The 25,137-nt window shown below is 70.3% G+C and carries 19 protein-coding genes; 3 read left to right on the forward strand and 16 right to left on the reverse strand.

The features are described from left to right. Nucleotides 1-9: 9 nt before the first annotated feature. From ASD43_RS04035 to ASD43_RS04045, 3 genes are all read left to right on the forward strand, one after another. Nucleotides 10-1,425, forward strand: coding sequence for an MFS transporter (locus ASD43_RS04035; protein ID WP_056413921.1), 1,416 nt, complete (start codon nucleotides 10-12; stop codon nucleotides 1,423-1,425). 100 nt (nucleotides 1,426-1,525) lie between these two features. Further along, entirely contained in the window at nucleotides 1,526-3,022 is a 1,497-nt protein-coding gene (locus tag ASD43_RS04040; protein WP_056413926.1) for a SulP family inorganic anion transporter, read from the forward strand. Nucleotides 3,023-3,106: 84 nt separating this feature from the next. Next, nucleotides 3,107-5,155: a glycoside hydrolase family 127 protein gene (locus ASD43_RS04045; protein ID WP_056413929.1), complete on the forward strand. Its 2,049-nt coding sequence runs from the start codon at nucleotides 3,107-3,109 to the stop codon at nucleotides 5,153-5,155. A gap of 440 nt (nucleotides 5,156-5,595) precedes the next feature. On the opposite strand, the gene ASD43_RS04050 is transcribed toward ASD43_RS04045, so the two are convergent. The 16 genes from ASD43_RS04050 to ASD43_RS04125 form a co-directional block, all read right to left on the reverse strand. Then, a complete protein-coding gene (locus tag ASD43_RS04050; protein WP_082539240.1) occupies nucleotides 5,596-7,065 on the reverse strand; it encodes an aldehyde dehydrogenase (NADP(+)) in 1,470 nt (489 codons plus the stop codon). Beyond that, nucleotides 7,062-8,561, reverse strand: a complete 1,500-nt coding sequence (locus ASD43_RS04055; protein ID WP_056413932.1) for an NAD(P)/FAD-dependent oxidoreductase — start codon at nucleotides 8,559-8,561, stop codon at nucleotides 7,062-7,064. The genes ASD43_RS04050 and ASD43_RS04055 overlap by 4 nt, the downstream gene beginning before the upstream one ends. Then, nucleotides 8,554-8,955, reverse strand: coding sequence for a (2Fe-2S)-binding protein (locus ASD43_RS17620; protein ID WP_082539241.1), 402 nt, complete (start codon nucleotides 8,953-8,955; stop codon nucleotides 8,554-8,556). Before ASD43_RS17620 ends, ASD43_RS04055 begins: the two co-directional genes overlap by 8 nt. Further along, the gene (locus tag ASD43_RS04065; protein WP_056413935.1) at nucleotides 8,952-10,118 is read right to left on the reverse strand and encodes an NAD(P)/FAD-dependent oxidoreductase; all 1,167 of its coding nucleotides are present in this window, start codon (nucleotides 10,116-10,118) and stop codon (nucleotides 8,952-8,954) included. Before ASD43_RS04065 ends, ASD43_RS17620 begins: the two co-directional genes overlap by 4 nt. Continuing rightward, nucleotides 10,118-10,822 (reverse strand): GntR family transcriptional regulator, encoded by a 705-nt coding sequence (locus ASD43_RS04070; protein ID WP_056413939.1) that lies wholly within the window; start codon nucleotides 10,820-10,822, stop codon nucleotides 10,118-10,120. The genes ASD43_RS04065 and ASD43_RS04070 overlap by 1 nt, the downstream gene beginning before the upstream one ends. Further along, a complete protein-coding gene (locus ASD43_RS04075) occupies nucleotides 10,809-11,804 on the reverse strand; it encodes an ornithine cyclodeaminase family protein (RefSeq protein ID WP_056413941.1) in 996 nt (331 codons plus the stop codon). Before ASD43_RS04075 ends, ASD43_RS04070 begins: the two co-directional genes overlap by 14 nt. After that, nucleotides 11,801-12,802: a proline racemase family protein gene (locus tag ASD43_RS04080; protein WP_056413944.1), complete on the reverse strand. Its 1,002-nt coding sequence runs from the start codon at nucleotides 12,800-12,802 to the stop codon at nucleotides 11,801-11,803. Before ASD43_RS04080 ends, ASD43_RS04075 begins: the two co-directional genes overlap by 4 nt. A 16-nt stretch (nucleotides 12,803-12,818) precedes the next feature. Beyond that, complete coding sequence (locus tag ASD43_RS04085) at nucleotides 12,819-13,727, reverse strand: dihydrodipicolinate synthase family protein (protein ID WP_056413947.1); 909 nt, start codon at nucleotides 13,725-13,727, stop codon at nucleotides 12,819-12,821. A gap of 109 nt (nucleotides 13,728-13,836) precedes the next feature. Continuing rightward, nucleotides 13,837-16,698 carry a beta-L-arabinofuranosidase domain-containing protein gene (locus tag ASD43_RS04090; RefSeq protein WP_235564011.1) on the reverse strand — a complete coding sequence of 954 codons (2,862 nt, stop codon included), beginning with the start codon at nucleotides 16,696-16,698 and terminating at the stop codon, nucleotides 13,837-13,839. Further along, nucleotides 16,695-18,137: an aminopeptidase P family protein gene (locus tag ASD43_RS04095; RefSeq protein WP_056413950.1), complete on the reverse strand. Its 1,443-nt coding sequence runs from the start codon at nucleotides 18,135-18,137 to the stop codon at nucleotides 16,695-16,697. The genes ASD43_RS04090 and ASD43_RS04095 overlap by 4 nt, the downstream gene beginning before the upstream one ends. Further along, the gene (locus tag ASD43_RS04100; protein WP_056413953.1) at nucleotides 18,134-19,426 is read right to left on the reverse strand and encodes an alpha/beta fold hydrolase; all 1,293 of its coding nucleotides are present in this window, start codon (nucleotides 19,424-19,426) and stop codon (nucleotides 18,134-18,136) included. Before ASD43_RS04100 ends, ASD43_RS04095 begins: the two co-directional genes overlap by 4 nt. After that, the gene (locus tag ASD43_RS04105; protein ID WP_056413956.1) at nucleotides 19,423-20,349 is read right to left on the reverse strand and encodes an ATP-binding cassette domain-containing protein; all 927 of its coding nucleotides are present in this window, start codon (nucleotides 20,347-20,349) and stop codon (nucleotides 19,423-19,425) included. The genes ASD43_RS04100 and ASD43_RS04105 overlap by 4 nt, the downstream gene beginning before the upstream one ends. After that, complete coding sequence (locus ASD43_RS04110) at nucleotides 20,346-21,293, reverse strand: ABC transporter ATP-binding protein (protein WP_056413959.1); 948 nt, start codon at nucleotides 21,291-21,293, stop codon at nucleotides 20,346-20,348. The genes ASD43_RS04105 and ASD43_RS04110 overlap by 4 nt, the downstream gene beginning before the upstream one ends. Then, on the reverse strand, nucleotides 21,290-22,288 hold the full coding sequence (locus ASD43_RS04115; RefSeq protein ID WP_056413962.1) for an ABC transporter permease: 999 nt from the start codon (nucleotides 22,286-22,288) through the stop codon (nucleotides 21,290-21,292). The genes ASD43_RS04110 and ASD43_RS04115 overlap by 4 nt, the downstream gene beginning before the upstream one ends. After that, nucleotides 22,285-23,259 (reverse strand): ABC transporter permease, encoded by a 975-nt coding sequence (locus ASD43_RS04120; RefSeq protein WP_056413964.1) that lies wholly within the window; start codon nucleotides 23,257-23,259, stop codon nucleotides 22,285-22,287. The genes ASD43_RS04115 and ASD43_RS04120 overlap by 4 nt, the downstream gene beginning before the upstream one ends. 2 nt (nucleotides 23,260-23,261) lie before the next feature. Then, on the reverse strand, nucleotides 23,262-24,962 hold the full coding sequence (locus tag ASD43_RS04125; RefSeq protein ID WP_235564013.1) for an ABC transporter substrate-binding protein: 1,701 nt from the start codon (nucleotides 24,960-24,962) through the stop codon (nucleotides 23,262-23,264). Nucleotides 24,963-25,137: the final 175 nt, after the last annotated feature.

Below are 25,137 nucleotides of genomic sequence, written 5' to 3' on the forward strand. Positions count from 1 at the left end.
GAGACCATCATGAGAACCACGACCCCCACCCCCGTACCGACCGCCCGCAGCAGTCGACGCTGGCTCGCCCTCAGCATCCTCGCGCTCGCGCAGTTCCTCGTGGTGCTCGATGCCTCGATCGTCAACATCGCGCTGCCGGTGCTCGGCGCGCAGCTCGCCATGGGCACCGCCGCGCTCGCCTGGGTGATCACGGCGTACGTCCTCGCGTTCGGCGGTCTTCTGCTGCTCGGCGGCCGACTCGCCGACCGGTACGGTCACCGCCGGATCTTCCTCATCGGCACGGCGGGGTTCGTCGCCGCCTCCGCTCTCGCCGGGCTGTCGCTCTCGAGCGAGATGCTGCTCGCCGCGCGCGCCCTGCAAGGGGTCTCGGCGGCACTGCTCGCACCGTCGGCACTGGCTCTGCTGACCCAGCTGTTCCCTGACTCCCGCGACCGCTCGAAGGCGCTGGGCGTGTGGGGCGGCGTCGCCGGCATCGGTTCGGCCGCCGGCGTGCTGCTGGGCGGCGTGCTCACCGCGACGTTCGGGTGGCAGTCGGTGTTCTTCGTGAACGTGCCGGTCGGAGTGATCGTGCTCGTCGCCGTTCCGCTGCTGATCTCCCGCGACACGGACTCCGCAGCGCCGCGGCTCGACCTCTGGGGTGCGGTCACCATCACCGGCGCCCTCGTCGCCGTGGTCGGCGCGCTCAGCGCGGTCGAGCAGGTCGGCATCCTGCATCCGCTCCCCCTCGCGCTGCTCGTGGCCGCACTGGTGCTCGGCGCGGTGTTCGTCGCGATCGAGCGACGCGCCGCGTCGCCACTGGTGCCCCTGGGCGTGTTCCGCAACCGCAACCTCTCGATCGGCAACGTCGTCGTGCTGCTCGTCGGCGCCGGGATGGTCGCGCTGTTCTTCGCCCTCTCGGTCTACATGCAGGCCGCACTCGGATACGACGCACTGACCGCGGGTCTCTCGCAGCTGCCGCTCGCCGGAGCGCTCGTCGTGGTCGCCGGCGTCGTCCCCGCACTCGTGCAGCGCCTCGGGCTGAAGGCGACGCTCATCGGATCCCTGCTCGTGCTGGCCACGGGCCTCGTGTGGCTGTCGTTCGCACCGGCGGATGCCGGGTTCGTCGCGCAGCTGCTCGGGCCGACCCTGCTCATCGGCGTGGGTCTCGGCGGCGCGTTCGTCACCGCCACACAGCTGTCGGTCGACGGGGTCGACGGCGGAGAGGCCGGGCTCGCCGGCGGACTCGTGAACACCAGTCAGCAGATCGGCGGCGCTCTCGGACTCGCCGTGCTCGGGACCATCGCCGCGCTGCGGACCGAGGCCCTGACCGCGGCCGGGGTCGCGGCACCGGAGGCCCTGACCGGGGGATTCGCGTGGCTGTTCCTCGGAGCCGCGGCTGTCACGGTGGCCGGAGCCGTCGTCGCGGGATTCGCACGCACGGAGTGAGTGGCCTGAGGTGAACGGATGCCGGGCGGCGGCGAGCCCCCGGCATCCGCCGTACCCTTGAGTGTTCGGCCCGCCTCCGGCCGGCTTTCTGGAGCATCCCATGTCTGCACTCACGGTCGACGATCGCGCCCGCTATCGGGCCAAGCCCTCCGTCCTCGACGCCCTGAAGAACCCGCGGATGCTGACGCGCGAGGTGCTGGCCGGTCTCGTCGTGGGGCTCGCCCTGATCCCCGAGGCGATCGCGTTCTCGGTGATCGCGGGCGTCGACCCGAAGGTCGGCCTGTTCTCGTCGTTCATCATGGCGGTGTCGATCGCGTTCCTCGGCGGACGCCCGGCGATGGTGACCGCCGCGACCGGAGCCGTCGCTCTCGTGATCGCCCCCGTCGCGCCGACGTATGGGATGGACTACTTCATCGCGACGGTGATCCTCGCGGGCATCTTCCAGGTGATCCTCGGGGTGCTGGGGGTCGCGAAACTCATGCGATTCATCCCCCGCAGCGTCATGGTCGGCTTCGTGAACGCGCTCGCGATCTTCGTGTTCAGCTCGCAGTTCCCGCAGCTGATCGACGTGCCGTGGCTGGTGTATCCCCTGGTCGCCCTGGGAATCCTGGTCATGATCGTGATGCCGAGGATCACCAGGATCGTGCCGGCGCCGCTCGTGTCGGTGATCATCGTGACCGGCGTGGTGCTGACGATGGGACTCACGGTGCCGACCGTCGGCGATCAGGGCGAGCTCCCTCGCAGCCTGCCGTCACTGTTCCTGCCCGACATCCCGTTCACCTGGGAGACGTTCACGATCATCGCGCCGTTCGCGCTCGGGGTCGCGCTGGTCGGGCTCATGGAGTCGCTGCTCACCGCCAAGCTCGTCGACGAGATCACCGACACGCACTCGAACAAGACCCGCGAGTCGTGGGCGCAGGGCGTCGCGAACATGCTGTCGGGGTTCTTCGGCGGCATGGGCGGATGCGCGGTGATCGGTCAGACGATGATCGGCGTGAAGGCATCCGGCGCCCGCACGCGCATCTCGACGTTCTGTGCCGGGATCTTCCTGTTCCTGCTGGTGGTCGTGTTCGGCGACTTCGTCGGCACGATCCCCATGGCGGCCCTCGTCGCCGTGATGATCATGGTGGCGATCGGAGCCTTCGACTGGCATTCGGTCACGCCGTCGACCCTGAAGCGGATGCCGAAGAGCGAGACGTTCGTGATGGTGGCGACCGTCGTGCTCGTGCTGCTGACGCACAACCTCGCGATCGGCGTGGTGGGCGGCGTGCTGGTCGCCTCGGTGCTGTTCGTGCGCAGGGTCGCGCACTTCGTGTCGGTGGCGCGGACGGTCGCCGGCGACACGGTGACCTACACGGTGACCGGCGAGCTGTTCTTCGCCTCGAGCAACGACCTGACGACGCTGTTCTCGTACCCTTCCGACCCGCACTCTGTCGTTGTCGATCTGTCCGGATCGCACATCTGGGACGCGTCGACCGTCGCCGCCCTCGACGCGATCGAGACGAAGTACGCGGCCCTCGGGAAGAGCGTCGAGATCGTCGGGATGAATGAGAGCAGTCAGCGGATGCGCGGACGGTTGAGCGGCGGGTTCGAGTAGCCCCCTGGTGCTCGCGATGAGTACAAGTACAATTGCACTCATCGCGAGAGGTGCCACGAGGGCACTTCGGAGAAGAGTCAGCCCATGCCAGACATCCGCATCCCCTCTCCCGCCCCGGTCGGACTCACGACCCATGGCGTGCGCCGCCCGTTGCCGGTCTCGCCGGTCATCGAGCGGGGGCTCCTGCACGACTGGCACGTGCGCAACCGGGAGGTCACGCTGCCGCACGGGATCGCGATGCTCGAGGAGTACGGCACCCTCGACAACGTGCGGCGGCTCACCGGCGAATCCGATGCCGAGTTCCGCGGAATGCTCTTCGCCGACTCCGACATCTATAAGACGCTCGAGGCGGCGGCCTGGGAACTCGGTCGCGACGGCGATGACGGCATCCGTGCGTTCTTCGATCGGACCGTCGCACTCATCGAGCGCGCACAGCAGGAAGACGGCTACCTCGACTCGGCCTATCTGGAGCGCGAGGACCGGCAGCCGTGGACGGACTTCGCCCAGGGACACGAGCTCTACTGCCTCGGCCACCTGATCCAGGCGGCGGTCGGGGCGCATCGGGCGCTCGGCGACGACCGGCTGCTGCGCGTCGCCGAGCGATTCACCGACCATGTCGTGGCCCGCATGGGCGCCGACGATGCGGTGGAGTACTGCGGACATCCGCTGATCGAGGCGGCGCTCGTCGAGCTGTACCGCACCACGGGTTCCTCGGGGGCGCTCGACCTGGCCTCCTCCTTCATCCGTCGACGCGGTTCCGGGTTCCTCGGCGGGGTGATCTTCGGCGCCCCCTACTACCAGGACGAGCAGCCGGCCCTGCAGGCCACCAGGATGCGCGGGCACGCGGTGCGCGCGCTCTACCTGAACCAGGGCATCACCGACCTGTACCTCGAGACCGGCGAGACGCAGATGCTCGACGTGATGCGCATCCAGTGGGATGACATGGTGTCGCGCCGCTCGTACATCACCGGCGGCACCGGCGCCCGACACGAGGACGAGGCGTTCGGCGACGCTTTCGAGCTGCCGCCCGATCGCGCGTACGCCGAGACCTGCGCAGGGGTGGCTCTCTTCGGATGGGCCTGGCGCATGTACCTGGCGACCGGCGACGTCTCCTGCATGGATGTCGCCGAGACCGCCCTCTACAACGTCGTCGCGGCCGGCATCTCGACCCGCGGCGACTCGTTCACCTACGTCAATCCGCTGCAGGTGCGCGACGAGCATCTGCACGGCGGCGATGCCCCGCCGGCCCGCCGTCGGTGGTTCAGCTGCGCCTGCTGCCCGCCCAACCTCATGCGCACGTTCGCGGCCCTCGAGAGCCACCTCGGCGCCGAGCGCCCCGACGGGCTCGACATCGTCCTCTACGCATCGGCCACCCTGCAGGCGCACGGCGCGACGGTGACGATCGACACCGCGTACCCCGCCGACGGCCGCGTACGCATCAGCGTCGACGGAGACGCCGCTGACGGATGCCGCAGGCTCGCCCTGCGTGTACCGGGCTGGGCGGCCGGGCGCCCGCTGACCCTGCGCCGCGACGGCGCAGCGGCCGGTGCGGTGGATGCGGTGGATGCGGTGGATGCGGTCGATGCGGTCGATGCGGTCGGTGCGGTCGGTGGAGTGGATGCGGTGGTCGGCACGGTGGACGCGGTGGACGCGGTCGTCGAAGACGGGTGGATCGTCGTCGACGACGCGCTCGTCGACGGCACCGTGCTCGAGCTAGCCCTGCCGGTCGAGATCGACGTCATCCATCCGCATCCGCGCATCGACGCCGTGCGCGGAACCGTGGCCGTGCGCCGCGGGCCTGTCGTCTACTGCGCGGTCGGCGACGTCGACGGCCTGCTCGTCGACGAACGGGAACTCGCGGCAGGGGCCGCTGTAGTTGTCACTCCTGCCGACGCTGCTACCGCCACCGCGACCGAGGGCGATGGCGACGCCGAGGCCGCGGGCGAGGCGCCGGGTCTGCTCGGCCCCCGCGTGAGGATCGCCGCGCACCGGATGTCGACCGTCGCGCGGCCGCTGTACACCCGCGGGGCCGAGGAACCGGCATCCGAGCCGACCACCGTCGAGCTGCGTCCGTTCGCCGAGTACGACGGCGGCGCCTCGATGCGGGTCTGGATGCCGACCTCGACGGCCTGACCGCGCAGCCGGCCCGGTGCGGGGTGGGCGCGGTGCGGTGCGGGGTCGAAAACGCACCGGAAACGGCCGAGACGGATGCGGAAGTGACCCCGGACCCGTGACAGATGCGAAAGTGACCCCGGGACCACGGGGGACCACACGGGCCGGATCGCGGAGCGGGGTCGAAAACGCACCGGATCACGGTGCGGGGTCGAAAGCGCACCGGAAACGGCCGAGACGGATGCGAAAGTGACCCCGCACCCCGGCAGATGCGAAAGTGACCCCGCACGCGGGAGACCAGACACCGGATCGCGGTGCGGGGTCGAAAACGCACCGGATCACGGTGCGAGGTCAAAAACGCACCGGAAACAGCCGGGACGGATGCGAAAGTGACCCCGCACCCCGGACCGATGCGAAAGTGACCCCGCCCCGGGACAGATGCGAAAGTGACCCCGCCCGGGTCAGGGCAGGATCAGGATGCCGTCGACGCGCCGCACGATGCCGAGGGGGTTGCCCTCCTTGAGCGCATCCGGCAGCAGCCCCTCGGGCACGTTCTGGTAGGCGACGGGACGCAGGAACCGGGTGATCGCGGCCATGCCCACCGACGTCGTGCCGACCGCTGTCGTGGCGGGGTACGGTCCGCCGTGCTGCTGCGCCCAGGTCACCGAGACGCCGGTCGGCCACTGGTTCCAGAGCACACGCCCTGCCCGCTCCGACAGCTTGGGGAGCAGGTCGACCGCGATCTCGTCGTCATCCTCCCCGATGATCGTGGCCGTCAGCTGCCCCTCGAGCAGATCGGCGAACTCGAGCAGCTCGCTCTCGTCGTCGTAGGTCACGACGAGCGCCGCGGGTCCGAACATCTCGCTCATCAGGGTGTCCATGTCGGCGCGCAGCGTCTCGCTCGACGCGGCGAACAGCACGGCCGACGGCGCCTGGGCGTCCGACGCATCGTCCGGCGCCGCGGCGAGCGTGCGCACGCCGTCGACGGCGCGGGTCGAGGCCACCGCGTCGCGGAAGCCGCTCTCGATGCCGCCGTTCAGCAACGGCGTCGCGGCCGGCAGCTGCTGCGCTTCGAGCTCTGCGACGATCGCCGACCCCGCGGGCGCGAAGAGCACCCCCGGCTTGGTGCACAGCTGTCCGGCGCTGCCGGTGACCGAGGCGACGAAGTCGCGGGCGATCCCGGCGGCATCCCGCTCTGCCGCGCGCTTCGTGACGAACGCGGGGTTCGTGCTGCCGAGCTCGCCGTAGAACGGGATGGGCTCGGGGCGCGACGCGGCGATGTCGAACAGCGCGCGCCCTCCCCTGACCGATCCGGTGAAGGCGGCGGCCTTGACCCCGGGGGCGCGCAGCGCACGCACACCGGCCTCGGTGCCGTGGATCGTCTGGAAGAGTCCCTCGGGCGCACCGGCGGCCGCGAGAGCCGCCACGACGACATCGGTGGTCGCATCGGAGAGCTCGGGGTGCCCGGGGTGGGCTTTGAGCACCACGGCGTTGCCTGCGGCGAGCGCACTCGCGGTGTCGCCCCCGGCCACGGAGAACGCGAAGGGGAAGTTGCTCGCCGCGAACACGAGCGTCGTGCCGACGGGCTCGAGCTGACGACGCAGGTCGGGGCGCGGGGCCCCCATCGGCCACTCGGCGTCGGCGTGGTCGATGCGCGCGTCGAGCCAGAGCCCTTCGGGCAGCATCTCGGCGAACATGCGCAGCTGGAAGCTGGTGCGACGCAGCTCACCCCGCAGGCGCGCCTCGGCGAGGTGCGTCTCGCGCTGCGCGAGCGGGATCAGCTCGTCGGCGTGCTGGTCGAGAGCATCCGCCACGGCGTCGAGCGCCCGCGCACGATCGGCGATGGTGGCGCGCTTCCACTGTTCGGACGCGCGGCCTGCGCGATCGATGATCTGGTCGACGCGGTCGTCGGATGTGTCGTGCAAGGTCATGACTCCTCCTGGTTCGGATGGTGCGGCACGAGCGAGGCGAGGTCGCCCAGCGAGACGGGCACGCCCACCTGTCGATTGGTCAAGGATTCGAGGGCTGCGGCATCGACGTCGCCGCCGGTGCCGGTCGCGACGAGCTTCGAGAGGGCGAATCCGCACACCCTCCCCTGGCAGAGCCCCATGCCGGGTCTGGCGGTGACCCGCACGTCGCGTGCGTCGTCGGCGCGCAGCGCATCGACGGCGTCGGTCACCTCGGCGGCGGTGACCTCTTCGCAGCGGCAGATGTGGGTCTCGGGGGTCAGCCACTGGTCCCAGGCGGCGGGAACGGGGCTGGCTCGGTGCATGCCGATCGCGAAGCGCCGGCCGCGCTGCAGGCGTCGACGATGCCGCGCCATCGTCCGTGCGTCGGTGGGCGCGCCGAGGTCGCGTGCGACGGCGGATCCGACGAGCTCGCCCTCGGCGCACGATGCGACGGCTCCGCTGATGCCGGTGACCTCGCCCGCGGCGAAGACGAGCGGATCGGAGGCGCGCAGGTCGTCGTCGACATCGATCACGAGCGATCCGTCGACGTCGATGCGGGTGCGCAGCCCGAGTCCGACCGCGAGTTCGAGCTGCGGGGTGAATCCCCAACCGAACGCGACGAGGTCGGCGGCGACGGTGCGCGACGAACCGGGGCGGATGCGGCCTTCGCCGTCGACGCGCGACAGCTCGACCTCGCTCACGCGACCGCTGCCGCGGACGGCACTGATCACGGTGCGTGTGCGGAAGGGCACGCGATGGCGCAGGAAGGTGGTGGCGTACCCGACGCCCTCCCACAGCTTGCCCGGCTCCTGCAGCGCGCGCAGCGGCGTCGCTGCCCAGCGCGTGAGCGCGTTGGCGTCGACCACCTCGACGACCTCGACTCCGGCCTCGGCGAGCCCTGCGGCGACCGAGAGCAGGAAGGGTCCGGTGCCCGCGACCACCGCACGGCGTCCGGCGCGCACCTGGTTCGCCTTCAGCATCGCCTGCACGCCTCCGGCGGCCATCACCCCGGGCAGCGTCCACCCGGGAACGGGCAGCTGCCGGTCGTACGCTCCGGTCGCGATCACGAGTCGTCGCGCCCACGTGGTCCGCTCGGCGTGCGGCAGGGTGTCGGTGCCGCTCACCGCGCTCGTGCGCAGGGCGACCCGGTCGCCGTAGCCGTCGGTGCGCCACACCTGCCGCCCGGCGAGATGCCGGAGGCGGCCCGATGCCACGGCGGCCGACAGCCGATCGCGCAGGTCGGTGTAGTGACGCCAGTGGTGATGGCCGGTGCTCTCGGGCGCGGTGAAGGCGTCGCGATGACGCTCATCAGGGTGCCGCCAGTACTGGCCGCCGGTCTGGCGTCCGGCATCGATCAGCACGACCCGCAGCCCGTGCTCGGCGGCGACGACCGCCGCGCTCAGCCCGGCCGGGCCCGCACCGACCACCGCGACATCGGCGGGCGCGGTCTCGGTCGTCGAGTCGGTCCACTCAGCCATGCGAGTCCTCCGGATGCGGCGACGCCGGGTGCGCCGGGGTCGACGCGGGGCGCGGCAGCGCCGACGCGGGACGCACCTCCGCCTCCGCCTCCGCCTCCGCGGGAGCCGACAGCGTCAGCGGCAACGTCAGCGGCAGCGGCTCGTCGGGATCGGCGCTGCGCACGTCCTGCCCCTCGCACGCCTCGACGAGACAGGCGCGCTGACTGCGTGCGCCGTCGACCGTGACGAGGCAGTCGAAGCACACCCCGATGCCGCAGAAGAGCCCGCGGGGAGCGCGGTCCCTGCGAGTCGTGCGCCACGAGACGATCCCCGCGTCCGCGAGGGCGGCACCGACCGTCTGCCCAGGGATGAAGGGCACGGGGGCGCCGTCGAACTGCAGGCTGGTGCGGGTCATGCGGCGACGAGCCCTTCGAGTCGATCGGGGCGGAAGGCGGTCAGGTCGAGATCGGTCGCCTCCGACCGCAGCGCCTGCGACAGCAGCTTGCCCGTGCCGACCGAGAGGCCGACTCCGGCGCCCTCGTGCCCGGCCGCGTGCCACAGGCCCGGCAGTCGCGCATCCTCGCCGATGGCCGGCAGGTGGTCGGGGCAGTACGGGCGGAATCCGGAGTAGGCGCGCTGCACGCCCACATCACGCAGCGCCGGGAACAGACCGAGCCCGCTCGCGGCGATGCGTGCGACGGCGTCGGCCGAGAACGACCGGTCGAACCCGACGCGTTCGCGGCTGGCGCCGAGCAGGATCGTGCCGCTCGGGGTGCCCTCGACGACGGGCGAGACCTGCAGCCCGGCATCCGAACTCGCGACATCGCCGACGTACTCCGCGGCGTAGACCTTGTGGTGCACCGTGATCGGCACCGGCTCGGTGACGAGCACGAACCCGCGTCGGGGCAGCACCGGCAGGTGCACGCCGGCGAGGGCGGCGAGCTCACCGCTCCAGGGCCCTGCGCAGTTCACGACGGCGCCGGCCGAGATGCGGCCGATCGAGGTGTCGACTCCCACGGCACGGCCGTGATCGGTGCGGATGCCGTGCACCGCCGTCCTGGTGTGCAGCTCGGCGCCGTGCGCGATCGCGAGGCGCAGGAGGTGGTGGGTGGCCAGCAGCGGCTGCACCTGCGCATCGTCGGGGTAGAACGCGCCGCCGACGAGAGCGGGGTTGATGTAGGGCTCGACCTCGCGCAGCCCGGGGTTGCCGTCGATGATCTCGGCGCGGATGCCGAGCTCGCGCTGATGCCCCACGAGCGCGGTCAGTCCCGCCATGCTCGCGGCACTGCCGGCGACGACGAGACCGCCCTTGGACTCGAACTCCCACAGGGCGGCGTGCTCGGCGAGGTCTTCGCGCCACACCCGCTGCGAATACAGCGACAGCTCGAGCTCGGGGCCGACCTCCTTGTCGGAGACGAGGATGTTGCCCTCGCACCGACTGCTCGTGCCCGAGGCGATCGACCCGCGCTCGACGACGATCGTCCGCAGGCCCGCGGCCGCGGCGAAGTAGGCCGTCGCGGCACCGACGACTCCCGCCCCGACGACGACGACGTCGGCGCGCGCTGTCGATGAGCCCACTAGCCGTTCGCCTCCGAGGGGTGGGGCTCGCCCACCGTGTGCCCCGACCAGTCGCCCTTCACGTGCTCGATGTGCGCGACCACGAGCTCGCGCGCACGCACCGCGTCGCGGGACTCGATGGCATCCATGATCGTGTGGTGCTCCTTGGCGGAGCCGGTGAGGCGCCCGCGTTCGTACAGCTCCGCGAGACCGAACAGACGCGTCTGCGAGCGCAGCGACTGGACCAGCTGCGTGAGACGGGCGTTGCCCGCGTACTGCAGGATCGCGAGGTGGAAGTCGCTGTCCGCGCTCAGGTACTCGACGAGGTCGCCGCGTTCGGCCGCCTCGACGATGTCGTCGGCCTTGCTGCGGAGTTCGGCGAACGCGCTCTCGGGGATCAGCGGGGTCGCCTTCTCGACGGCCGGCGGCTCGAGGAAGAGTCGCAGCTCGGTGACCTCGGCGAGATCGTGGGACGACACCTCGGTCACCCGGAAGCCGCGGTTGGGCATCGCGACGACGAGCCCCTCGCGCACCAGGTCGAGCATGGCCTCGCGGATGGGCGTCGCCGACGTTCCGAACTCCTCGCCGAGGCTCGGCGCGGAGTAGACCCGCCCCGGCTGCATCTCACCGCTGATGATGGCCGACCGCAGCGCACGGGTCACCGTGTCGCGCACACTGGGCTGCTTGCTGAGTCGCACCAGGCTGCGTGTGTCAGTTCCGGACATCTGTGTTCCCCCTCCGAGGCGATGCATCAGCGCGGTGCGCCGAGCTCAGGATCCGCGCCACCACGGCGAGATCCTCCCAGCTCATGCCGACGCCGGTGTAGACGGCCGGTCGAGCCTGGCGGCGCACGAATGCACCCGCCACCAACTCTCCCAGATTCGTCAGGGGCTGCGTACCCGCCCTCCCGTGCGCGAGGTCGAGCGCCTGCAGCAGGTTGCCGTTCTCGCGCAGTGCGGATGCCCGGGCCTCGACCACCAGATCGGCGTCGGTGATCAGATCGGCGCCCAGTTCCCGGCGCTCAGCGCCGTGCGAGCCGATGGCCGCCACGACGGCGTGATCGCCGACATCGGCGCGGCCGAGAACCGGCACGTTCGACGAGGTGGCCGTGATGACGACATCGGCGGCGCGCACGTCTTCGAGAGCACCGGATGCCGCGGCGATGCCGTCGGCGCGGAGTCGCTCGACCAGTGCGGCGGTGCGGTCAGGGGCGCGGCCCACGATGCTCACCGCGCCGACCGGCATCAGGTCGACGAGCGTGCGCACATGCGCCTCGGCCTGCGGTCCCGACCCGAGCACCGCGAGCGACTCGATGCCGCCCCTCGGGCCCCGCGGGTCGGCCTGCAGCATGCCGCGGATCGCGACCGCCGTGACCGCGGGGGTGCGCAGGGTCGTCAGGTGGGCCCCGTCGAGGATCGCGAGGGGGCTCAGCGTCGCCGCGTCGAACACCAGGTACCACGCCTGGATCTTGGGCAGACCCCGCGCGGTGTTGTGCGGGGCGATCGTCACGACCTTGATGCCCGCGTGCTCGGGCGACTGCGTCGGCATCAGCAGGAACTCGCCGCTGTCGAGCGGGCTGAACAGGCGTGGAGCGTCGGCCTCGATGTCGACCCCGTCGCGCAGCGCCGACGTGATGGCGTCGACCGCACCGCGGCGGTCGATCGCCGCATCGATCTCGTCGACGCCGATCACGGGAACTGACGTCACAGCACGAACCCCCGGGGGAACGGATCGCTGGGGTCGAGCATGTACTGCGCCGTGCCCGTCACCCACGCGCGGCCGGTGATCGTCGGGATGACGGCGGGGATGCCGGCGACCTCGGTTGTCTCGACGAGGCGGCCGGTGAAGCTCGTGCCGATGAACGACTCGTTGACGAAGTCCTGATCGAGCGGCAGCTCGCCCCGCGCGTGCAGCTGAGCCATGCGCGCGCTCGTGCCGGTGCCGCAGGGCGAACGGTCGAACCACCCGGGGTGGATGGCCATCGCGTGCCGCGAGTGCACCGCGGTCGACCCCGGCGCCTTCAGGTAGACGTGGTGGCAGCCGCGGATGGTGGGGTCGACCGGGTGCACGGGTTCGCCCGTCGCCTCGATCGCGTCCATGATGGCGAGTCCCGCCGCGAGCAGCTCGTCCTTGTGCGCGCGGTCGAACGGCAGCCCGATCTGCTCGAGCGAGACGATCGCATAGAAGTTGCCGCCGAAGGCGAGGTCGTACTCGACGGCGCCGAGCCCCGGCACGTCGACGACCTGGTCGAGCGCGACGACGAACGACGGCACGTTGCGCAGGGTGACGCTGTCGGCGTGCCCGTCGGACACGTGCACGTCGGCGATCACGAGACCTGCCGGGGTGTCGAGCCGGATCGTGGTGACCGGCTCGATGACCGGCACCATGCCCGTCTCGACGAGCACGGTCGCCACGCCGATCGTGCCGTGCCCGCACATGGGCAGGCAGCCCGACACCTCGATGTAGAGCACGCCGACGTCGGCATCGGGTCGCGTCGGCGGCTGCAGGATCGCGCCGCTCATCGCACTGTGGCCGCGGGGCTCGTTCATCAGCAGCAGGCGCAGGTCATCGCTGTTCGCCATGAACCACTGCCGGCGCTCCTCCATGGTCGACCCCGGCATCGCTCCGACGCCGCCGACGATCACCCGCGTCGGCATCCCCTCGGTGTGGGAGTCGACGGCGTGGAAGAGGCGTTGTGCTCGCATGTGTCGTCTCTCCGGATCAGCGGTAGCCCTTGGCCAGAACGGCCTCGGTGTCGGCGATGATACGCGTGCGCACCTCGTCGGGAAGCGGCAGGCGCGGCGGGCGGGTCGTGATGCCGGCGGGTGCGACTCCGGCGACCTCCTGCGACAGCTTGATCGCCTGCACGAACCAGGTCTTCGAGTCCCAGCGCAGCAGCGGGTGCAGGTCGCGGTACATCTCGTGCGCCTTGGCCCAGCTGGCGGGGTCGCCCGAGGTCGACAGGTTGTAGAGCTCGACGGTGGATGCCGGGATCGCGTTGGGATAGCCGGCGACCCAACCGACGGCGCCGTTGATGCCGAGTTCGAGCACGACGTCGTCGGATCCGATCGAGATGTCGAGGCCCGGCGCGAGCTCGCGGATCGCGTAGGCGTTGCGCACGTCGCCCGAGAACTCCTTGACCGAGACGATGAGTCCCTCGTCGAACAGGCGCGCGAGCAGCTCGGGACGCAGGTCGATCTTCGTGTCGATGGGGTTGTTGTACGCGAGGATCGGCAGTCCGACGGCGGCGACGCGACGGTAGTGGTCGACGACCTCGTCATCGCTCGCGCGGTAGGCGTTCGGGGGCAGCAGCATGACGGCGGGTGCGCCGTGCTCGGCGGCGTGCTCGGTGAAGCGCACGCTCTCCATCGCTCCGTATGCTCCGACGCCGGGGATCACGGCCACGCCCTCGGGCGACGCCTCGACGGCGGTGAGGTAGACGCGCTTGCGCTCCTCCTCCGTGAGGGTCTGGTACTCGCCGAGCGAGCCGTTGGGGATGATCCCCGTCACGCCGTTGTCGGTGGTGAAGCGGATGTGCTCGGCGTAGGCGTCGTAGTTGACGGAGAAGTCCGGATTGATCGGCAGCGTGGTCGCGAGGTTGACACCGTGCCACGGCTTCTTTTCGGTCATGAGTCAGAACTCCTGTGCTGTCGGCGCCCCTCGGCACCAGAGTGATGGATTAGTACAATTGCAATGTTAGTGGGTGGGGACTGCCCTGTCCACGAAACGATCCGATCGGTCACGAGCCGTCGCCCCGTGACGGCAGAATAAGCCTCTGACGGGCCTCTTCGTTGCCCGCGCGGTCGGTCGCCGCGAACTCGACGACCTGCTCCTCGTCGCTGAGCGCGCGAGTGAACGCCTCCTGGAACGTCGCCCAGAAGGTGCCGGGGCCCTCCCACTGGATGCGCTCGACCCCCGACACGTCGTCGGTCGCCGTGAGGGTGATCTCGACGCTGGATCCGAGACGGCGGACCGTGGCGCGGGAGACGGGGGCTCCCGTGTCGACCGCGAAGTCGCGAGCCGCATGTCCCGTCGCACCCGCAGCATCCGTCGCGCGTGCCCTGACCTGATGCACGCCGTCGCCGGGCAGCGGGAAAGGCCCGGTGTAGGGACTCCATGCCCCGTCGGCCAGCGACACCTCGACCTGCAGGCCGCCGGATCCGGCGAGATCGTCGGCCACGACGGTGACCGTCGGCAGCTCGGTGAACCAGCCCGACGGCGCCGGGATGATGTCGGTCGCGATCGCGAGCGACGGCGCGAGAGAAGCCTCGGCGAGCGCGCGCGGAATGCTCCACTCGACCACGGGGATGCCGTCGGCGTCGGCGCTCTCGAGCCACGTCACCCCGGCGGCGTCGGTGTCGCGCACCGCGCCGCGGGGGTGCCCGCCGAGACCGTCGACATCGGCGGCCGCAGCGGCCGCGAGCACCCGGATCAGCTCGGTCTGCGCGAGGAGTCCGTCACGACGCGCGGCGCTCGCGGTCTCGCCGACCCGGTCGAGGAACGCGGCGCGGGTCCGCGGCGCCGGCTCGCGCCAGACGTCGTCGAGCAGCGACGAACCGTCCTGCCGCAGGCGCACCGGCACGTCGGTCCCGGCCCCGACGAACGCGATGTCGGCCCCCGAAGCCCGCACATACATGTGGTACCTGTCGTCGCTGCCGGTCCAGACGGGCTCGAAGCGCACCCCGGCGATGCGCACCGCGCCGTCGGCGCGCAGCGCGGCCTCGACATCGGCGGCGGATTCGGCGTCGTCGGCACGCAGCGACCCGTCGAGGCGCCGTCGCTGCGTGAGCGGAAGATCGAGGGTGGTGGTCGCATCCGACCGCGCGACCAGCACCGACGGGCCGAACTCGATCGACTGCAGCACCGCGTCATCGGGTGTCGGCACGGCCCGCAGCGAGGCGTGCGTCTCGATGCGGAGGACGTCGCCCGACGTCCAGCGGCGGCGCACGACCAGGTGCCCGTCTTCGACAGGAGCCGGGATCTTCTCGTCGCCGACCCTGAGGGTCGGGGCGCCGATCGCCCACTCGGGCACACGGATGCGCAGGGTCAGGGGTGTGCCGTCGACGAACTGGTCGTCGCCGACGATGCGCAGCTCGGTCGTGCCGCCGAAGGGCTGCGTCGTCAGCATCCGCACCGTCACGTGCTGCTCGCGCCAGTCGAGCGCGGCCGACACGAAGAGCGCGACCCAGAGCTCGTCGTCGGCACCCGCATCCGTCTCCGCCGCGGTGAAGAAGACGGTGTCCTGATACTTCACGTGGTTCTCGAGCCCGGTGCCTCCGCAGCAGGTGCCGATGTTGTCGAACTCGGCGACCGCCCCGGGATTCACCGGGAACATGTATGCGACCTCGGGACTCGTGTCGGAGTCGACGTCGCGGCGCGAGGCGAGGATGTGATTCAGCATCCCGCGCTCGTAGTAGGCCAGGAACCGTGCGTCGCGGGTGAGGGCGAACAGCTGTCGCGCGATCTTGAGCAGGTTGTAGGTGGCGCAGGTCTCGGCGTTGCGATGCCCGATGTCGCCCGCGACGGTGTCGGGCGCACCCCACAGCTCGCTCTCGCCCGTGCCGCCGTGCGCGAAGGTGCGACCGGGCACGATCCGATCCCAGAGGCCGAGCACGGCGTCGAGGTAGCGGCGCTCGCCGGTGAGGTCGTATTCGTGGAGGTAGCCCAGCAGCTGCGGCAGGTGCTGGTTCGCGTGCATGTCGGTGAGCACGTCACGGCGGTCGGCGCCGGCCGCGAGCAGGTCGTCCTGGTCGAAGAGCCGTGCGACCTCGAGGAAGAGGGGCTCGTCGGCGACGACGCTCAACCGGGCCATCGTCTCGTTCATGCCCCCGTACTCTCCGGCGATGTACAGCGACCACATGCGCTGGATCCGCTCGTGGTCGAGTCGGGTCAGGCGGTGCGCCACCCAGTGGCCCATCGAGACGGCGATGTCGCGCGCCTCGGTGCTGCCGGTCAGCTCGTAGGCGTCGAGCAGGCCGGCCATGATCTTGTGCGTCGTGTAGTACGGCGCCCAGATCTCGCCGTACGGCGCGTAGTCCTCGAGTCGCGAGAACTGCCATTCGCCGTAGGCGGCGAGAAAGCCGGGGTGCGAGAACCGGCCGGTGGCGGCGAGCGCACGCTGCACCTCGCCGAGCCCTGCGACGAACTCGTCGACCTTGGCACGCAACGTCTCATCGCGCTCCCCCGCGTAGGCGAGCGAGAGCATCGACAGGAAGTGCCCGGCATAGTGCCCGCGCAGCAGATTCGCGGTCTGCGCGCTCTCCCGCCCGGGGTAGTCGTGCTCGCCCCACGCCTGCTCGCGCGGGTGGCCGAAGTCCTCCCAGTTGCCGGGAGCCGGAGCGCCCCGGGTGTCGAGACCCGCGTTCGCGCGGAAGACGGCGAGCAGACGATCCACCGGATACACGCGCGCCAGGTGCAGCATCTGGTCGCGGGCTCGCGCGAAGACGCTGTCGTCGCCGAGGCGCACGCGATCGAGGGGGAAGGGCCGCAGCCGCGCGGACGAGAGGATGCCGGACGACCCCGTCGCTCCCCCGGCGCGGTCGGCCCGCCCTTCGACGCGGTCGGTCGCCGCGCCCCAGGCCATCGCGTTGCCCCGGATCATCGCGACGCCCACTGGCGCCGCGTCCACTCCTCGATGCCGGCGGCGTCGATGGGGAGGGCGTCGGAGAGCACATCGGATCCGGTGGGGGTGACGAGGATGTCGTCTTCGAGGCGCACGCCGATGCCACGCAGCTCGGGCGGCAGCGTCAGGTCGTGCGCGTGGAAGTACAGACCGGGCTCGACCGTCATCACGACGCCAGGCTCGAGGTCGGCGCCCATGTAGTCCTCGTAGTGCGCCTGGCTGCAGTCGTGCACATCGAGCCCGAGGTGGTGGCCGATGCCGCACGCGAGGTAGCGACGGTGCTGCTGGCCCTGCGGCGACAGCGCCTCGTCGACAGAGACCGGAAGAAGACCCCAGTCGTGCAGTCCCTGGGCCACGACCTGCATCGAGGCGAAGTGGAAGTCGAGGTATGCCGTGCCGGGCCGGATCTGCGCGAGACCCGCGCGGTGCGCCTTCTCGACGAGATCGTGCACCTCGCGCTGAGCCCCACTGAAGGTGCCCTGGGCCGGAACCGTGCGGGTGACGTCGGCGGTGTAGAGCGAACGCGCCTCGACCCCCATGTCGAGCAGCAGCGCCTGATCGGGGAGGATCGGACCGTCGCAGCGCACCCAGTGCAGGATCGGCGCGTGGGGCCCCGAGCCGACGATCGTGGAGTATCCGGGACCGTTGCCGTGGGTTCGCGCGTGGCGGTCGAACGTGCCCTGCAGCCAGCGCTCGCCGAGACCCTCGGAGATGGCACGGGGGATCTCGGCGACCACGGCGCCGAAGCCCGAGACGGTCGCATCGATCGCCAGCCGCAGCTGACCGATCTCCCACTCGTCCTTCACCATGCGCAGTCGCGAGAGGGTGCGCTCGAGATCGGCGGAGACCTCGAGGTCGTGCTCCGCGGCGAGCGCGCCGGCCGAGCGGGCGGCGAGCGCGCCGCGCAAGTCGGCGGAACGGGCCGCCAGGGCGCCGAGCGGCTCGACCGTCACCTGCAGCTCGTCCGCCCATTCCGCGAGGCCCGCCGACGGGCCGACCCAGAGCTCGCCGTGCAGCGCATCGCTGAAGAACCCGTCGTCGCCGGGGCGGAAGGGCGCGGGCATGTAGAGCACGGCGTCGTGACCGCCGGGGCGCGCCCACATCACGAGGGTGGCCTCTTCGGTCTGGCATCCCGTCGCCCAGACGAAGCTGCTGTCGGCACGGAATCCGTACGAGGAGTCGTCGTTGCGCACCGGGGCGATTCCCGAGCTCAGCACGAGGGTCGTGCCCGGCATGGCCGCGCTCAGTCGTTCGCGATGCGCGGCCGCGGCCTGCGCGCTCCCCTGCGGCAGGTCGGGACGCGTCGGGACGTCGTCCCACCCCTGCGCGATGAACTCGCGGAAGGCGGGGATCTGCGCCAGCCTCGGATAGCGGGTTCCCGCATAGGGCGGGCGTGCTCCGGTGGTCGTGTCGCTCATGCGCGCTCTCCTCCACGGTCTCTGACGAGTTCTCTCAGGCGCGTCAGCGTGCGGCCCGAGGAGATCCCGTCGTGTTCGTATTCGTTCGTGACCCAGGACTGCGAGGCGCCGACACCCGTCAGGGTCTCGAGCTGCAGACCGGCGTCGACGTACATGTCATCGAAGTAGACGACCGCGGCCACCGGCACCTCGTTGCGCTGCAGAGCGGCACGGTCGTAGAGGGGCGACCAGTCGGTCTTCGCGGCGAGCTGGTCGACCGCGGTGCGGAAGCCGCGCAGCAGTCGCACCTCGTCGAACATCCAGGGGAACGCCATCTCGCCGGTGAACAGCAGCGGCCGACGCGCCTCGTCGAACTGCGGGCGCCGCTCGCGCTCGGCCTGCGCCGCCCACGCGGTCGCACCGCTCTGCTCGTCGCCGTAGATCGATTCCTGCAGGGTCCAGAACAGGGGGTTGCCGGCGCTCGACGACAGCGTCATCACGTCCTGCAGGAACGCCGTCGACAGCTGCCCTGGGCGCACGAAGGCCTTCTCGACCAGCCAGTGCAGCCGCTCGAACCCCGGCTTCATGCCGAAGTCGATGCCCAGTGACTGAAAACGGCGCACCGTCAGCAGGTCGCCGTCGGGCAGGCGCACGTCGCCCTCCGCCAGCCGGTCGGCGATCCGCGCGACGGCGGCCTCGTCGTCGGGGAAACGGCGGTAGAACTCGGCCGTCTTGGTCTCGACCCGCTCGAACGTGCGGCGGTAGACCTCGCTCGCCCGCGGCGGCATGCCGGGCACCCCTCCGCACACGTAGCTCGCCGTCAGCCCCTCGGGGGCGAACGACAGGTAGGTCATGGTGATCCAGCCGCCGAAGCTCTGCGCGAGAGTCGCCCAGCGTCGGCCGTCGTACAGGTCGGTGCGCACGTGCTCGAGATCGCGCACGATCGAATCCGCACGGAAGCAGGCCAGGTACTCGCCCCCCTCATCGCCGCGCTCGGCGACGATCGCGGCATCCAGCGGCGTGCTGAGTCCCGTGCCCCGCTGATCGACGAGCACCACGCGGTAGTCGCGCAGCGCCTCGTCGATCCAGCCGTCACGACCGAGCGGTCGGGGGTTCGCGCCGCCGGGTCCGCCCTGCAGATAGGTGAGCAGCGGACGATCGGCGGTGTCGGCCTCGGGGTCGACGAGCTCGCGCACGAACAGCTCGATGGTCTCGCCGTCGGCGGCGTTCCAGTCGAGGGGCACCGTCGTGCGGTACTCACGGACGCGGATGCCGGGCAGCATGTACTGCGTCGTCGGCGTGCGGGTCATCGGGGGTCCTCCGTGTCGGGCGCGGCGGGTGCGGCGGGCGTGCCATTCGGCGCGGCCTCCGGCACCGCATCCGGCGTCCGGCCCGCACGCGCGGCCTCGGCGGCTCGTCGCCGCGCATCCCACTCCGGGTTGATGCGCGGCACGGCCTTGAGCAGCGTCTTCGTGTACTCGTGCTCCGGACGCTCGAAGATCGCATCGCGCAGGCCCGTCTCGACGATCGCGCCCTGCGACATCACCGCCACCCGGGTGGCGATCTGGCGCACCACCGCCAGGTCGTGCGCGATGAAGAGGTAGCCGAAGCCCTCGTCCGACTGCAGGTCGCGCAGCAGGTTGATGACCTGCGCCTGCACCGACACGTCGAGCGCCGACACCGCCTCGTCGCAGATGACGAGTTTCGGCCGCACGGCCAGGGCCCTGGCGATGCCGATGCGCTGCGCCTGGCCACCCGAGAACTGCGCGGCGTAGCGCTCGGAGTGCATCGGATCGAGACCGACGCGCTCCATCAGCTCGCGGGTGAAGGCGCGCGCGCCGCCGGGGATCTTGCGCCCCTGATAGACGAGCGGCGCCGTCACCAGGCGTTCGACCGTGTGCTTGGGGTTCAGCGACGAGTACGGATCCTGGAAGATCACCTGCACGGCTCCGCGGAACTCCCGCAGCTCGCCGCCCTTGGCGCGGGTCACGTCGGCACCCTCGAACTCGAGCTTTCCGCTGGTGGCGTCCATCAGGCGGGCGACGAGTCGGGCGGTCGTGGACTTGCCCGATCCCGACTCGCCGACCACGGCGAGCGTCTCGCCGCGGTGCACCTCGAGCGAGACCTCGTCGACCGCGCGGAACGTCTTCGCCCTGCCCAGGGGGCCGGCGGATCCCGTCGCGAACTCCTTCACCAGATCGGTGCCGCGGAACAGCGGCGTCTCGGTGGTCATCGTGTGCTCCTCCCGGTGCCCGGCACCGCACTGTCATGGGGCAGCGTGATCTCGGTGGTGCGCAGCACCCCGATCTCGTCGTCGATGCGCGGCACCGCATCGAGCAGCCGCCGGGTGTAGTCGGCCTGCGGGTCGCTGAAGACCTGCTCGACCGACCCTCGTTCGACGGTCTCGCCCGCACGCATCACGACGATCTGGTCGGTGACCTCGCTCACGACGGCGAGGTCGTGGGTGATGAGGATGAGCCCTGCCCCGGTCTCGCCGCGGATCTCGTCGAGCAGATCCAGGATCTGCGCCTGCACCGTCACATCCAGCGCGGTGGTCGGCTCGTCGGCGATGATCAGGTCGGGTTCCATGCTGAGCGCCATGGCGATCATGATGCGCTGGCGCATGCCGCCCGAGAACTGGTGCGGGTAGTGGTCGACGCGGCGGGCGGCGTCGCGGATGTGCACCCGCTCCATGGCCTCGATCGCGACCGCCCGTGCCTGCCGCCGCGAGACGCCGCTGCGGTGCGAGAGGTAGGCCTCGGCGATCTGCGTGCCGACCCGGTAATACGGGTTCAGCGACGACAGCGGATCCTGGAAGATCATCGCAATGCGGTCTCCACGGACCCGACGCTTCTCGCGCTCGGGCATGCCGAGCAGCTCGGCGCCGTCGAAGCGCACCGACCCGGTGGCCGTGCCGCCCTTGGGCAGCAGGCCCATGATCGCAAGGCTCGTCATCGACTTGCCCGATCCCGACTCGCCGACGATGCCGAGCGCGCCGCCCCGCGGCACGTCGAACTCGAGGTTCTTCACGACGCTGACAGGACCCTGCGCGGTGCGGAACGAGACGGTGAGGTCGCGCACCGACAGCAGCGGGCCGCTGCCGGTACCGCTCTCGGGCGCGGTGCCGCTCGACACCGCCGTAGCGTCCGGAGATCCGGTGTTCTCGGTGCCGCTCATGCGGATGCCCCCGTTCTGACGCGCGGATCGATGGCGGTGTACAGCAGGTCGACGACCATGTTGCCGATGATCACGAAGAACGCCGACAGCAGGGTGACGGCCATGATGACCGGCTGGTCGTTGGCCGTGATCGAATCGGCGGTGAGCTTGCCGACGCCGTTGAGGCCGAACACCGTCTCGGTGATCACGGCGCCGCCGAGCAGGCCCGCGACATCCATCCCGAAGATCGTGACGATCGGGGTCAATGCCGGGCGCAGCGCGTGGCGACGCCAGACGAGCCCCGGCTGCAGACCCTTCGCCCGCGCGGTGCGCACGAAGTTCTCCTGCAGGGTGTCGATCACGTTGGCTCGGGTGAGGCGCGTGTAGACCGCCGCGTAGCCGACCGCGAGCACGATCCACGGGAGGATGAAGTTGAGGAACCATTGGCCGGGATCATCCGCGAATGCCACCGCCTGCGGGAACGGCAGCCAGCCGAGCGCCACCACGAAGATGAACTGCAGGGCGAGGGCGAGCACGTAGTTCGGGATCGACATCGAGCCGAGCGTGAGACCGGCGAAGAAGCGGTCGAGGAACTTGCCCTCCTTCACCGCGCTGAGCACACCGGCGGCCACGCCGCCGAGCAGCCAGAGCACCGCCGCACCGATCGCGATCGTCGCGGTGATGGGCAGTCGCTGCACGATCATGTCGCCGACGAGCTGGCTGGTCTGGAACGAGTAGCCCAGGCACGGAGCAGCGCACTCGACGGCCGCGCCGGCGACCTCGAACGTGCGGCCGGTGAAGAGACCGCCGAGGTAGCCCCAGAACTGGGTCCAGAACGGCTGGTCGAGTCCGAGGTTCACCCGGATCTGATCGATGCGCTCGGGGGTGCAGTTCTTGCCGCAGATCTGCACGGCGGGGTCGGCCGAGAGCAGGAAGAAGATCGCGTAGGTGAACAGGGTCACCAGGAACAGCACGATGATCATGCCGAGCAGGCGGGAGCCGACGATGCGGATCATGAGCGGGCCTCCCCACTGGTGGCGATGGTGCGGATGCGGTCGCCCAGCGTCGTGAACGAGAGCACCAGGAGGAAGAGGAACGCCCCGGGGATCACGAAGTACATCGGGTCGACGGCGTACCACGGGGTCGCGGCGGCGATCATCTGGCCCCAACTCGGGGTCGGCGGGACGACGCCGACGCCGAGGAACGACAGCCCGGCCTCGGTGCCGATGTAGCCGGGAACCGCGAGGGTCGCCATCACGATGATGGTGGACTGCAGGTTGGGCAGGATCTCGCGGAAGATGATCCGCACGCTGGTCGCACCCGACGCCTTGGCGGCCTCGACGAACTCGCGCTCCTTGAGAGAGAGGGTCTGCGAGCGCACGATGCGGGCGAGATACGGCCAGCCGAACAGCGAGATGACGACGACGAGAAGGAAGACGCGGTTGTCGGCGGGGAGCGCCGACAGGATCGCGATCATGAAGATGAGGGCGGGGAACGCCATCAGGAACTCCATGACGCGCGAGATGACGAGGTCGATGAGCCCGCCGAAGTAGCCGGCGAGCAGGCCCATCACGACGCCGATCACCGTGGTGAGCAGCGTCGCCGACAGGGCGACGGTCATCGAGACGCGGGCGCCGTAGGCGATACGGGCGAAGATGTCGCGGCCGCTGCCGGGCTCGACGCCGAACCAGTGCTCGGCGCTGATGCCGCCGAAGGGTCCGATCGGGATCGCCCCGAGGTTGGGGTCGATGGCCGACTGGTCGAACTTGTACGGCCCCCATCCGCTCAGCATCGTCAGCAGCGGCGCGAAGATCGCCATCAGGATGATGAGCAGGATGTAGGTGCTGGAGAGCATGGCTCCCCAGTCGGTCAGGAACGCGCGGAGCAGCCGCCGGCCAGAGGCCGGGGGTGACTCCAGTGTCGTGTCGAGACTGGAGTCACCCGCCGGCGTGGCTTCGGACTCGAGCGATGTCGAGCTGAAGGTCATGCTCAGCCCTTCGAGGGGTCCTTGAGACCGATGATCGTCAGGTCCGTCAGGTTGGTGCTCGGGTAGTAGCCGGCGATGTTCTCACCGGGCAGGAAGATGCCCTTGCTGAACACGAGCGGCGCCACGGGCGAGAGCCCCATGATCTGCTCGTCGAGGTCGCCCCAGGCGGTCTTCGCCTCGTCGACGTCGGTCATCGCGGTGATCTCGTCGATGCGGTCGTTGATGGCCGGGTCGTTGATCTGGGCGAGGTTGGAGTTGCCCTTCTCGAAGATGTTCCGTCCGTCGAACAGCGGCGGGATGATCGTGCTGGCGCTCGAGGCCCAGTCCGGGCACCATCCGGTGATCGCGGCGTCGTTCTGCTGCGAGGGGGTGCCGATCGTCTCGTAGTAGATCGAGGTGTCGATGACGTTGAGGTTCACCGTGATGCCGAGCGGCTCGAGAGCCTGCTGGATCGCCTCGGCCTGGCCCTGCATGAGCGGCTGCGAGCGGATGTCGAGGGTGAACTCGAATCCGTCCGAGAGACCCGCCTCGTCGAGCAGCTCCTGCGCCTTCTCGGTGTCGCCCTTGTCGCCCTCGCTCTCCCAGAGGTTGAAGTCCTTGAAGCTCGAGACCACCGGCGGGATGATCGTGTACGCCGGGTCGGCGAGCTGCGTGCCGCCCGAGGCGTTGACGAGTGCCGAGCGGTCGATCGCCCAGTTGATCGCGTTGCGGACGTTGACATCGTCGAACGGCGCCTTGGTGGTGTTCATCGACATGTAGGTGGTGCAGAAGGCGTCGGCGGTGATCGCGCGGTCCTTCAGCTGGGGCGTCTGCAGACGCGGCAGGCTCGCCGCGCTGACCGTGCCGGCGATGGCGTTCTGATCGTCGCTCTGACCGGCGATCATGCGCTCATCGATCGTGGCGGGGTCGATGCCGATCTCGAACTCCCAGGAGTCGGGGTAGGCCTTGCGCACGTCATCCGTCTTGTCGTCCCAGTACTCGTTGCGCTCGAGCACGATCGAGCTGCCGGGGGTGTACTCGGCGAGCGTGTAGGGGCCCGAGGCGATGACGTCCTTGATGAACTCGTCGCCGGCGCCGGTGCCCTCGGGGAAGGGGACGGCGTTGGGCTGCGCGAGCACGTTGTCGAACTCGGGGAACGGCTTCTTCAGGTGGAAGACGATGGTCTTGTCGTCGGGCGTCTCGATCGTGGGCAGGTCGCCCGTGACGTACGGACCCTGGTAGCCCTCGGGGGCGTCGATGACCTGACGCAGGTAGGGCGAGCCGATGCCGACCTGGGGGTCCCACGAGCGCGAGATGCCGAACTTCATCGCCTCGGACGTGATGGGGGTGCCGTCGTCGAAGAAGATGTCGTCCTTGAGCGTGTACGTCCAGGTCAGGCCGTCGTCCGACGCCTCGCCGAGCGATTCGGCCAGGTCGGGGACGATCTTGTTCGGGTCGTCGGCGTCACCGGCGGCCTGCATGGTGAGGCCGCGGTAGATGAGGCGGTAGAACGCGTTGACGCCGCCGTCGAACCCACGGGACGGGTCGAGGTACGAGAAGTCGGCGTTCTGCAGCATGTGCACGGTGCCGCCCTTCTCGGGGGTGCCACCCGTGCCGGGCTGGGAGGCGTCGGAGCCGCCTCCGCCGGCAGAGCAGCCGGTGATGAGCAGAGCGGATGCGGCGGCCACGGCGATGAACCCGGGGAGCCTCTGAGATGCGGTCACGAGACCAGACCTTTCTGTCGTTAGCGCCATTGCGAATGGTTTCCATAGAACCCCATGACAGTGCAATGTACAACTGTACTGGTGAGACTTTCTTAGCCGAGGTTCGAGAGGAGTGGCGATCTTGTAACAGGATCGTCACGCGGGGAGATGCGGATCTGTGTCTGAGTTTCGCCTG

This window comes from Microbacterium sp. Root553, from assembly GCF_001426995.1.
Classification (GTDB): Bacteria; Actinomycetota; Actinomycetes; order Actinomycetales; family Microbacteriaceae; genus Microbacterium.